13 protein-coding genes and 1 pseudogene are annotated in these 11,558 nt (G+C 42.6%); 8 read left to right on the forward strand and 6 right to left on the reverse strand.

Translation table 11 applies throughout. The features are described from left to right. Positions 1 to 42: 42 nt before the first annotated feature. Positions 43 to 183 (reverse strand): annotated as a pseudogene (locus AACR75_RS16655) (IS481 family transposase); the annotation flags it as partial. A gap of 316 nt (positions 184 to 499) precedes the next feature. Between AACR75_RS16655 and AACR75_RS16660 the strand changes: the two are divergent. Continuing rightward, a complete protein-coding gene (locus AACR75_RS16660) occupies positions 500 to 1,450 on the forward strand; it encodes a TerC/Alx family metal homeostasis membrane protein (RefSeq protein ID WP_170935153.1) in 951 nt (316 codons plus the stop codon). Between the two features lie 324 nt (positions 1,451 to 1,774). Continuing rightward, positions 1,775 to 1,966, forward strand: a complete 192-nt coding sequence (locus AACR75_RS16665) for a hypothetical protein (protein WP_017042819.1) — start codon at positions 1,775 to 1,777, stop codon at positions 1,964 to 1,966. A 150-nt stretch (positions 1,967 to 2,116) separates the two neighbouring features. Here the strand turns inward: AACR75_RS16665 and AACR75_RS16670 are convergent, their stop codons facing one another. Further along, positions 2,117 to 2,683 (reverse strand): PhnA domain-containing protein, encoded by a 567-nt coding sequence (locus AACR75_RS16670; RefSeq protein ID WP_026027787.1) that lies wholly within the window; start codon positions 2,681 to 2,683, stop codon positions 2,117 to 2,119. Positions 2,684 to 2,886: 203 nt separating this feature from the next. Here AACR75_RS16670 and AACR75_RS16675 point away from each other — a divergent pair, with 203 nt between their 5' ends. The 4 genes from AACR75_RS16675 to AACR75_RS16690 all read left to right on the forward strand — a co-directional run bounded on the left by AACR75_RS16675 (position 2,887) and on the right by AACR75_RS16690 (position 6,696). After that, entirely contained in the window at positions 2,887 to 3,969 is a 1,083-nt protein-coding gene (locus AACR75_RS16675) for a site-2 protease family protein (RefSeq protein ID WP_047691136.1), read from the forward strand. A 271-nt stretch (positions 3,970 to 4,240) separates the two neighbouring features. Next, positions 4,241 to 4,693 carry a hotdog fold thioesterase gene (locus AACR75_RS16680; RefSeq protein ID WP_010320753.1) on the forward strand — a complete coding sequence of 151 codons (453 nt, stop codon included), beginning with the start codon at positions 4,241 to 4,243 and terminating at the stop codon, positions 4,691 to 4,693. Position 4,694: 1 nt separating this feature from the next. After that, positions 4,695 to 4,928, forward strand: a complete 234-nt coding sequence (locus AACR75_RS16685) for a DUF3389 domain-containing protein (RefSeq protein WP_029189958.1) — start codon at positions 4,695 to 4,697, stop codon at positions 4,926 to 4,928. 79 nt (positions 4,929 to 5,007) lie between these two features. Beyond that, positions 5,008 to 6,696, forward strand: coding sequence for an SgrR family transcriptional regulator (locus AACR75_RS16690; RefSeq protein ID WP_047691139.1), 1,689 nt, complete (start codon positions 5,008 to 5,010; stop codon positions 6,694 to 6,696). A 152-nt stretch (positions 6,697 to 6,848) separates the two neighbouring features. On the opposite strand, the gene AACR75_RS16695 is transcribed toward AACR75_RS16690, so the two are convergent. Next, complete coding sequence (locus tag AACR75_RS16695; RefSeq protein WP_081989847.1) at positions 6,849 to 8,453, reverse strand: ABC-F family ATPase; 1,605 nt, start codon at positions 8,451 to 8,453, stop codon at positions 6,849 to 6,851. Positions 8,454 to 8,720: 267 nt separating this feature from the next. After that, complete coding sequence (locus AACR75_RS16700) at positions 8,721 to 9,116, reverse strand: PPC domain-containing DNA-binding protein (protein WP_017042825.1); 396 nt, start codon at positions 9,114 to 9,116, stop codon at positions 8,721 to 8,723. 164 nt (positions 9,117 to 9,280) lie between these two features. Between AACR75_RS16700 and AACR75_RS16705 the strand changes: the two genes are divergently transcribed. Then, the gene (locus AACR75_RS16705; RefSeq protein ID WP_013867809.1) at positions 9,281 to 9,949 is read left to right on the forward strand and encodes a glutathione S-transferase family protein; all 669 of its coding nucleotides are present in this window, start codon (positions 9,281 to 9,283) and stop codon (positions 9,947 to 9,949) included. Positions 9,950 to 10,023: 74 nt separating this feature from the next. After that, positions 10,024 to 10,521, forward strand: coding sequence for an RNA-binding S4 domain-containing protein (locus tag AACR75_RS16710; protein ID WP_047691143.1), 498 nt, complete (start codon positions 10,024 to 10,026; stop codon positions 10,519 to 10,521). Between the two features lie 59 nt (positions 10,522 to 10,580). On the opposite strand, the gene AACR75_RS16715 is transcribed toward AACR75_RS16710, so the two are convergent. Both AACR75_RS16715 and AACR75_RS16720 read right to left on the reverse strand, forming a co-directional pair. Beyond that, positions 10,581 to 10,769, reverse strand: a complete 189-nt coding sequence (locus tag AACR75_RS16715) for a hypothetical protein (protein WP_013867807.1) — start codon at positions 10,767 to 10,769, stop codon at positions 10,581 to 10,583. A gap of 35 nt (positions 10,770 to 10,804) precedes the next feature. After that, the coding region (locus AACR75_RS16720; RefSeq protein WP_047691147.1) for a fatty acid cis/trans isomerase at positions 10,805 to 11,558 on the reverse strand (754 nt) is incomplete at its 5' end.

Below are 11,558 nucleotides of genomic sequence, written 5' to 3' on the forward strand. Positions count from 1 at the left end.
ATTCAACTGATCTGCCGATTAAAGTCTTAACTGATCGGCATTAGGGCGTTTGCTCTGGCTTCCCAGACCTGTGATTCCACACTGCTTATACCGATTCATCCATTTACGTAATGTTGGTCTAGAAATACCACATCCCTCATACATTTTTACCCACTGTAATCTTTGTTGGATTTCTCTGTCCATAGACATCTAGTATAGTTGAAAGGATATCTATGAATCACACGCATAAATGGCTCCTTTTTTTGATCACGTCTATGGACCTTTGCATCCAATAGGCATAAAATCCGCGCTGATTGGGGAGTAGTCGCCTTTGTTTACTTATCGTCAGCTCGTTAAGCGCATGCTTATCCGGTAAGTATAAATAGCCTTCTGTTAAAAACGGAATGCTTATTTCGACGAGACCAACGCATTCAGCTCTGTTCATTATGAACAGCGGTTTTTGTTTGCGGAAGGTTTCGATCGGTTAATCCCATCTTATCCTTCCGCCTTTGGAGGATATATGACCCCAACAACCTATCTCAGCTTTGCAATTCTGACTCTATTTCTTGTTGTTATCGATATTTGGCAAACCCGTGGCGGTAAAGTCACGATCACTAAAGCGGCCGTTTGGAGCGTGATTTGGTTTATGCTGGCGTTTGCATTCGCCGCGAGTATCTATTTCTTTTGGGATAGTTACGCACCAACCAGTTCATACAGTGCCGAAAAGGCGACGATCTCGTTTATTACTGGTTACTTGTTAGAAAAGTCGTTAAGTGTTGATAACTTATTCGTCTTTGCGATTATTTTTCATCAGTACGCAGTCCCAGAGCATTTACGCCCGCGGGCTCTATTGTGGGGAGTGATCGGCGCTTTGTGTTTACGAGCGGTGATGATTGTGATTGGTGCACAGCTGCTTGAACAATATCATTGGTTACTTTATGTGTTTGCATTATTTCTTATGTGGACCGGTATTCAACTTGCGCGTGAGAAAGGCGATGAACAGCTAAACCCAATGCCGGAGAAGCTGATTCGACGTTGGTTCAATGTGACGGATCATTACGAAGGGAATGCTTTGGTTGTGAGCCGCAATAAGCAATGGTTTGTGACTCCAATGATGATTGTGATTGGCGTGATTGCTTTTATGGATGTCATGTTCGCATTAGATTCAATACCGGCTATTTTTGCCGTGACCCGCGAACCCTTTTTAGTGTTAGCAGCGAACGTGTTTGCGTTACTTGGTTTGCGGTCTTTGTACTTTGTGTTGCAAGGGATGATGGATAAGTTTATTTACCTAAAACCAGCGCTTTCCTTCATCATGATATTCATTGGTATTAAGATGATGCTAGTCGGTTCTGCGTGGGAAATTCCGACACCAGTCTCACTGGGTGTACTGTTAATCACTATGATTATTGCGGTGTTGGCTTCTGTCTATAAGCAGAGAAGTCCATTACCTGCTACTAATAAGCCATAATATAAGTAAACGGAGGTAAGTGTTTGACAATACTTACCTCTATTTTTTTATTTATCCTTTAGCTAACCGACGATAAAAAAATTAATGTGAAAATTTTGTAAATAACCGGTATTTTTGTTTTTAATTGAGATTTAAATTCGCCAAATCAAACTTAATGTGAATAAGTAGTCGATTATCGTGGATAATAAAAGCGTGCGTTGTTATAGGTTTGTTTCATTAGAATAACTAATTTGAATGTGGAAAATTTGTCATTTTTTAACCAAAAAAATATCACCTAGAATTCATTTCAACAAAGTAAGTTACCGAATTAACAGAGAGGCGATCATGGCACAAGCAATGAATATGGGTACGATTACAGCACCTACCTCTATGGATAAAAAAACCTACGCGGTTAACTTCAAGGGATTGATTGCACATTTAGTTGATATTCTGTTTGTCGACCACAGCGAACCTCGCAGCTACTACGCGAATAATTTGTCTGGTCACATGCAGAAAGATATCGGTTTATACCGTTAATTCAATGTGTAGAGATGTAAAAGCCGACGGATTAAATAGTCGGCTTTTTTGTATTTAAAATTTACTAGTTTCACTGCTCATGAAAACAACGGTTTCCGAAAAACAAAGGCGCAAACTAAGTTGCGCCTTTGTTTTATTCGTCAATGGCTATTATTTTTTGCGACAGTATTCAGCAATGATATACATAGATTGGCCATTAGCTTTACCAGAGATCAACTTAGGATCGTCGCTTAAACTGATACCGCGAACCACAGTACCCTGTTTAATGACTTGGCTTGAGCCTTTGATAGGGAGATCTTTAATGATGGTCACGTCGTCGCCTTTTTTCAGTTCTACGCCATTCACATCACGAGGCTTTTCTGCATCATCATCCATACCAATTTCAGCCCATTTTGCAGCTTCTTCTTCAAGATACATCATATCAAGTAGGTCTTGAGCCCAACCCTCAGTGGCCGCAAGGCGCTTAAGTTGACGCCACGCCAGTACTTGAACGGGTTGCTCTTGGCTCCACATGCTGTCGTTCAAACAACGCCAATGGTTCACATCTACTGTTTCTGGGTTCTCAATTTGGCCTTTGCAGACATCACACAACATAACGGCATGGTCAACAGTAACCATAGTGTGTGGCGCTACCACAAATGGAGCTAATGGAGATTCTGATGAACAAAGCTCACATTTTGATTGGCTGCGTTCAAGTAAAGTTGCTTCAGTAGACATAGTACCCACCTTGTAAAAATATGTAAGCGCGTATTATCCACGTTACGACTGGAATTAAAAGGGGAGATGGCAAAAAGCTTGGTATTCGTGAGGGAATTGAACTAAGTCATCTTCAATAGTAAGAAAACGGGCATCGTGCTTTACGCTGTTATTGCTCAAAGGCATAATGAACGCCGTTTTTATGTTTGTATGTAGGTATCACTGTGGAACTCCTTTCCGCTCCATTTTTAGGAAAATCACTTCGTCTCGAAGGTTCAATGTCAGGCTGGCAGCAACTCTATTGGGATAATCAACTGGTCGCGCAATGCGATGCGACAGGGAATATCGAGGCGACAACGACCCATAGATTTCAGTTGTTAAGTGGTGAAACGCCGATCCAGTGTGAGCTGAATGTCGAGCTGAGTTGGCAGCCTTTTAAACTTCGTTATCAGGCATTAGTCAATGGTGACATTGTCACGCAAGGTGAGCGTTCAGAAAAAGACATTGAAAAACAAACACCTTATAGCCCGCCAAAGCCGGAGCGACGTTTTAGCCTTATTGGTCTAGTCTCACTTGGTATGAAAGCACTGAAAAGTGCCAAGCTGATTAAAGTTGTTCTGGCGTCAGCAAGTATCGCAGCCTATTCGTGGTTATTTTCCTTCCAGTTTGCTATGGCGCTTATTGCCTGTTTGGTGTTCCATGAATTTGGCCATATCAAAGCGATGAAGTATTTTGGTATGAAGACTAAAGGCATTTATCTCATTCCATTTCTTGGTGGCTTGGCATTAAGTGATGAAAAAATCAATACACGTTGGCAAGATGTAGTGATCTCAATTATGGGGCCATTTTTTGGTTTGCTGCTCTCGGTTGTGCTGGTTGTCGCGTACTGGATCACAGGAGAGATATTTTTTGCCGGCCTTGCTGTTTTTAATGCCTTTCTCAATCTCTTCAATCTATTGCCTATATTGCCGCTTGATGGTGGTCACGTGTTAAAAAGCATCAGCTTTTCTATGAACAGCACTTTGGGGATTGCGTTGTGTGCTCTTGCGGCGATCGCTGGTGTCATTTTGAGCTATTGGCTTGGATTAACCCTGTTCGGCTTTTTATTGATTATGGGCAGCATTGAAATTGTAATGGAATGGAAGCAGCGTCATCAAAGTCATTTGCTACCTCTGAATCGATATGGACAAATTGTAGCTTCACTTTGGTATGTCAGTTTAGTGGCTGCGCTTATCGCTATTATTTGGGGTTTTGCAACGACAGGGGATGAGCTGCTACAACTACCATTACGCATTTTAGGTACTTGAGTCGGTACGTTGACACTTGTAAGCCATGTATCAGAGCACTTTTTGTGCTCATCTTTAAGCGCTTAAATGACATCTTTGTATGAAGAGGCTTCTTAGCACCGATAAACTGCTAATGACAACACTGCAGTTAATATTTATGAGCGATCGGATCTGTCTCGAAAATGTTTAGTTGGCAGGATCTCAATCGCTGGAACTGACTGATTACTCGCTGCAAGTTGCTACCTTTTAAGTATAGAATGAATCTCTTTTACGATGAATGAGACAAAAAAGCATGGATATTTGGAAGAAGCCTATCGATTTAATAACGTTAAACGCCACCTCCAAAAACACCTTGATAGAGCATCTCAATATTATTTATACCGATTATACTGATCACTCTTTGTCTGCGACCATGCCTGTTTGTCACTTTACCCATCAGCCGCTTGGTATGCTGCATGGTGGCGCCTCGGTGGTACTTGCGGAAACCTTAGGTTCAGTTGCCGCGAATTTCAGTGTGGATCAAGAACACTATTGTGTAGGGTTAGACATTAATGCTAATCATGTCCGCGCCATGCGAGAGGGGATGGTTATAGGAACAGCGACACCTATCCATCTTGGTATTTCAACGCAAGTATGGCAAATCAATATCACTGATGAGCGCGAACGTTTGGTGTGCACCAGCCGTTTGACGGTCGCAGTACAAAAAATTCGTAACCGTTCTCAAGCTATCAAGGTTGATTTATAAAATGGTGATTGAATTTTCAGGTGGAAAAATCATCGTAACACCCCATGAATTAGTGGTACGAGTATTGGGTGATCTCGCCATCACGCTACAAGCCCAAGCCGATGCTGTTCAGCTCATTGGGAGAGGGGCGAATGTCATCTCTGTAAATTGCTCAGAAAGTAAATGGTCGATTAAGTTGGACAACGAAGAGCAAATTCAGAAACTTTCTCAACAACTCGGCTGTAATATTCTTTAAACAGTGATTAAGACTATTGCATAACCAATATAAAATGAGGAAACTATCTCTGTTTTTTATAAACTGAGATTTCCTCTTTATGAGTAGCCCACGACTTCGCGTTCAATTTGAATCTTTATTTGAGCACTTTAACGGCCAAGATGTTGGTGTCCAGCTAGAAGAGATCACCGAGATCCTTTTCTGCACACGCCGTAATGCGCGTATTGTTCTAAATAAAATGGAGGATGAAGGCTGGATAGAATGGCGTCCTGCGGCGGGGCGTGGAAAATTATCCGATCTCATTTTTAAACGTAGTCGCAGTGATGTCAGTGAAAACCTTGCGCGTCGATACTTGGATGAGGGTAAAATTGGCCATGCATTTTCAGTACTGGATCAAGATGCTGCGAAACTGACGCAAGTGATCCAAAGCTATCTTGGTGTTCAGCATCAAGAAGGTCTGCAAGTCATACGGTTGCCTTATTATCGCCCGCTTTCAATGCTAAACCCGCTAAAATCCATGCGTCGATCTGAGCAACATATCGTAATGCAAATTTTTAGTGGATTAACGCGGCTAGATGAGTATGAACAGCTGCAGCCAGATCTCGCACATACATGGGAATCGGTGACAGCAACACATTGGCGTTTTTATCTTCGCCCAGGGGTTCGTTTCCACAATGGTGATTTGCTTACCACCGACGGTGTTATCCAAAGTTTGTGGGAATTGCGATTTCTGAATTTATTCTCTCATCTTGATAGGATCAGCTCGCCCTCCAATTGGGTTATCGATATCTTTTTACAAAAAGCGGATAGTCGCTTACCGCTTCTTTTATCTGAGTCATGTGCCAAGATTTTACTACCAGAGTCCAATCGTAGTGATAATTTTGATTTAATGCCGATTGGTACTGGCCCTTACAAAGTCATTTTAAATGATGAAAAACGCTTAGTTTTGCAAGCGTTTGATGGATATTTTGGATTTAGGCCTTTGTTAGACCGGGTCGAAGTGTGGGTGATTGACGAAGTACATTCTTCGATGGTTTTTCCTAGCTTATCGCATCCGATAAAAACAAAGCGAGGTTCATTTACAGAAGACGTGGATCTTGATCCCGGCTGTACTTACTTGTTACTCAATCGAAAAAATGGCGTCGCCGCAGATGTCAATTGGGCTAGCTACCTTACCAATAAGCTCAGTACTCTCAACCTATTTCGTCAATTACCAGAAGACAAAGTGGTCGAGTTGGGGGTGTTACCTGCTTATGGCCTGAAACCGGGTTGGTATCATCAGTCATCGGGAGATGTTGCCGCTACACCGCCGGGCGAGCGTTTGATCACCATTGCATATCATGCTCAGCACCCCATGTTTCCAAGCTTAGTGAAAACAATACAACAGCTGTTAAAAGAAGATGGGATTTCGGTGGAGCTTGTTAAATATGATTTGACGGTTGAAGACACCGATGCTGTCGATGTTTGGGTCAAACCGATGGGAATTGCCAACCATAGAGAAGATGCGTTAGCAGGATGGTTACTTGATTACAGTGATATCGAGCATTTAAGCCGCGCTGAAGATTTTTCGTATTGGTGCCAGTTAGTGGATGAATGGCGCGCCGATCCAAATGCCATATTTCCGGCCAAAGAGATTGGCAAATCTTTGATAGAAAAACAGCAAGTTATCCCGATGTTCCACTGTTGGTTAGGGATAAGCAAAGATCAATGTGGTGCATTACAAAACGCGAAATGCAACGCGTTAGGCTGGTTTGATTTTAGCAATGTTTGGGTTAAACCAGAGTTATAACAAATTACAGTGATACCCAAACAACTTGGAGTTACAAGTAGGCGGCTTGTGGTCGATAAAATAAGCTAAGAGTAAACAGCAGAATCTAAATTATCCGTTGTTGCCGTCATTTCTGGCGGCAACAAGTATCAAGAATTATGACGTTGGTTTGATTACGCCGCAGCTAACAACTTCTGTTGATGAGCCAAGTATTCATCGTACGTTCCTTGGAAGTAGACCAACTGTTTGTTTTTCACATCAATGATCGAAGTGGCCAGCGAAGAGACAAACTCGCGATCGTGGCTAACAAAAATCAGTGTCCCCGTGTAGGACTTTAGCGCGTTATTGAGCGCCTCAATCGCTTCCATATCCATGTGGTTGGTTGGCTCGTCCATGATCAGCACGTTGATATCTTGCATCATTAGTTTGCCAAATAGCAGACGGTTCTTCTCACCACCCGAGCAGTTTCTTGCTTTCTTATTCACATCATCGGCTGTAAAGAGTAGTCGGCCAAGAATGGCACGCACCATCAAATCATCATGTTTTACGGTGCGCCACTGCGAGATCCAATCAAAGATAGTCAGATCGTTATCAAAATCAACAGTACTGTCTTGAGGGCAATAGCCAATTGAGGCATTCTCAGACCACTTCACCACACCTTGGTTGGCCTGAAGCTCTTTGACTAAGCAGCGTAGAAAGGTTGTTTTACCGACGCCGTTTTCACCAATTACCGCCAAACGTGAGCCCGCCTCAAGCAGCAGATTACCACCGTTGAAGAGCTGTTCATCGTCAAAAGCGTGGCCGAGATTTTGTAGTTCAAGTGCAAGGCGATGCAGTTTCTTACCTTCACCAAAATCAATCGAAGGACTGATGCGGCTTGAGGATTTCACTTCATCAAGCTTGATCTTGTCCATTTTTTTTGCGCGTGAGCTAGCCTGTTTTGCTTTTGAAGCATTGGCACCAAAGCGGTTAACGAAGTCTTGCAGTTCGTTGATCTCGGCCGCTTTTTTCGCATTGCCAGAGAGCAACTGCTCTCGAATCAAGCTTGACGCTTCAAGAAAATACTCATAATTACCCGGATAAATACGCAGTTCACCGTAATCAATATCAGCCATATGGGTACACACTGAGTTCAAAAAGTGACGGTCATGGGAAATAATAATCATGGTGCATTTACGCTGATTAAGTTCTTCAGCCAACCAACCAATGGTGTGGATGTCTAAGTTGTTGGTTGGCTCATCGAGCAGCAAAATATCTGGGTTGGCAAACAAGGCTTGCGCCAACAAAACGCGCAGTTTCCAACCAGGAGCCACTTGCTGCATCAAACCAAAATGAAACGATTCCTCAATACCCGCTTTCAACAAAATATCTCCCGCGCGACTTTCGGCGGTGTAACCATCCATTTCAGCGTATTCGCTCTCAAGCTCGGCGACTTTCATGCCGTCGGCTTCGCTCATCTCGGCTAATGAATAAATGCGGTCACGCTCTTGCTTGATCTCCCATAGTTTACGGTCACCCATAATCACGGCATCAATTACCGTATACTGTTCGAAAGTAAACTGATCTTGGCTCAGCACACCCAATTTTAGCCCTGGTGTAATGGAGACGTTGCCTGAGCTGGGAGTTAACGCGCCACTCAAGATCTTCATGAACGTCGATTTACCACAGCCGTTAGCGCCAATCAAACCGTAGCGATTGCCGTTACCGAATTTTGCAGAAATGTTTTCAAATAAAGGCTCAGCGCCAAATTGCATGGTGATATTTGCGGTAGAGATCAAGAGAGTTTTCCTAGGTATTCAGTTTAGCGAATCAGTGATGTGCAGACGCCAAATCAGCAGAACATAAACAATGGTTAAATAGGCGGCGAATTATACAGAGTTATTACAAAAAGAACAGATGTGAGAGATAGCTCACAGACGGAAATTGCTCAACGTCGAATTGCCTATCGTTATTGGGGAGAAATGGGTGAATAAAAAACACGCTTCACCACATTTTACAGAATGCAGACTAGTATATGTGCATTCACTTTTATCATTAAAGGGATTTTAACAAGGTGCCACCAACTCACTGTAGCCCGTTTGATTATCAAATTCTCGCTCAAACACTAAGTCAGGGTAGGAATGTAAAATCAGCTCTGCGGTAGTATTGACAAGACAACCATCTAAAAGATGACCACCGATCACTTTGCCTGTTTTATCTGCAACCGCAATGTGCAAGTGTTGATGAGATGCGGTTAGCGTGCCTATCAAAGAGACAATTTCAAATGCATCAACAAGGTGTAGCTCTGAAGAGCCATCAGCGAGGCGGATGCGCACTTCAGATAGGCACCCGACACAAGAAGCGATGTTACCCGCTTGTATGTTCTCTTGCTTTATCAACGCGGCAATGGATTGCTTTAAGTCGTGGCCTTTTATTAAGCGAGACACTGTCACTTTTATCATAGATAATTCGTTATAAAATTATGGATTATGTTTAGTTTATCGTGCATGAGAGTTTACGTCTAAAGAGATTACTGCTTATATCCTTGTTGAGACACAAAGTGGCAATTTTGCTATTTGCTTAAATCCGTTGAGTAACGCCCGTCATTTCACCGAGGAGCCTAAGAATGATTGAACTGTATACCGCCGCAACGCCGAATGGTCAGAAAATCTCCATTGCATTAGAAGAAATGGGGTTGCCATACAAGGTCAACGCTTTTGATCTTTCAACCAATCAGCAAAAAGAGCCTGAGTTTACGGCCATCAATCCAAATGGACGCATTCCCGCAATTGTAGATAAAGATAACGATGATTTTCCAGTATTTGAATCTGGGGCAATTTTGCTTTACTTGGCAGAAAAAACGGGAAAATTTCTGCCCGTAGATCCGAAAGCCCGCTCTCAAGTGATCCAATGGTTAATGTTTCAAATGGGAGGCGTAGGGCCGATGATGGGACAAGCGAACGTCTTCTTTCGTTACTTTCCAGAAAAAATACAACCTGCCATTGATCGTTACCAAAAAGAAGGGCGACGTCTATTTGAAGTCATGGATAGCCAATTAGAGCATCACCGTTATCTTGCGGGTGATGAATACACCATCGCCGATATCGCAACATGGCCATGGGTGAGAATTTACGAATGGAGTGGCATTAATATTGACGGGCTCGAGCACCTACAACGTTGGTTGGCGGAAATCGCGCAACGCCCTGCAGTGATTAAGGGGCTTACCGTGCCACCACCAAGTCAAGAAAGCGATGAACAGCGAGCGGAACGCATTCAGAAAATGGTGACAAGGTAACCTGAGTGATGTGTGTATGACAAAACGGTGGGCTTATAAGTTCAGTTGAAGTATTTAACTGTGGTTCCTAATTTGTGCATTTAGCATTACACTGCGTGAAAATTCGTGATAAGAAAAACGTAATGATTAACGATAAAGACACATTAGAAAACGAAGAAATTGAAATAGAGGCGATTGGTATTGAAGTTTCGTCGCAACCTATTGAGCTTTATAAGGTGTTAAAGATTGCTAACCTAGTGGATGGTGGCGGGCAAGCAAAATTCCTGATTAGCGATGGTTACGTGGCAGTCAATGGAGAACTTGAAACTCGAAAACGACGTAAAATGTACAATGGGGATTTTCTTGAATTTAACCAGGAGTACTACGTTGTATTGTGTGATCAACCCGTGACTGAAGTACCTGAAACTAATGTGACGTCGGTAGTGGCAGCAACAAATGTGCCTAAGCCGAAGCAAAAGGTGTCAAAAACCAAATCGGCTAGAAATAAGCCGGCGACCACAAAGAAAGAGAACTCCGATGCACCTAACAGCAAAGATGCTGAAAGTGGCCGCAACTCAATAGACTTTTTCTAATTTTCTGTTTTTTAATGATCTGATAAATAGACGGGAGCGATATGGCTCCCGTCTTTTATTCAACGCCATTCGTCATTTGTCGTCGAACCGCTATTTAACCCATTAGGATCATCATCAAAAGGGTGTTGTGCCTTATACAGTAACACTTCCAACTGATGTTCTAACTGATTGACTGTCTCATAGTCACCTTCAGAACAGGCTACATAAATTTGTTGTTCTAGTGCTTCAATGCTGTCGCGTATGGTCATTTGGCACCTCTCATCTCACCCATTAAAGGTGACTTTTATCTGTTTTCAAATCTATTGTAGTCAAGTAAACCAGATTCGACAGGTTGATTTTTTCGATACCATGCATGAACTTTATCGCTGAACGGCCAAAACTTCGAAGAACTGCGGCGAATGGCGAACCTATCGAGCAACTTAACGTAGTCCTGCTCATTTTGCATTTTACTCAATAGCATCACCAATTCTGCGATCTCGTGTTCATGCAGTGACAAGTAAGCAGAAGGGTAACTGCCAATGACACCTCTCACTAGAGTCAAATCATCATTCGCTGGGTCACGGTTGCTTTGTTCATCAAATAGACTTGAAATATTGAGATGGGCGTTATTGTGTAACAAAGTAAACAGTTGATCCTCTCCGTTTTCAGCCGTGATCATCAACATCATAATTTGTGGCACAGCCAACAACCCTTCACCTTTGATCTTATTAATGCTATTTAACATCTGTTCACTACGCTTTGAAAAACCAGTGTCAATTATCAAATAACGATTTGATAGCACAGGTTGAAGCTCAGACTTCAAAAGATCAAACAACTCAGATTTTGGATCTTGCGTGTGGTAAACAATACTGGTCGGTTGATCAAAAGGGGCAACGTTACGTTGCAAAAAGTCACTGAGTTGAGTGCTTTGATTTTGATACCAACTTGACTGCTCTTGGTGCCTTATCTCTCTAGGCAACAGAGAGACAAAATTACTTTCACCTTCAAGACGCAGAAAATCCATAAACATGCGAGTAATGAGCTGGTGGCCGAAATTG

The sequence above is a fragment of the Vibrio sp. ZOR0018 genome (assembly GCF_963865925.1).
In the GTDB taxonomy this organism is placed as follows: Bacteria; Pseudomonadota; Gammaproteobacteria; order Enterobacterales; family Vibrionaceae; genus Vibrio; species Vibrio anguillarum.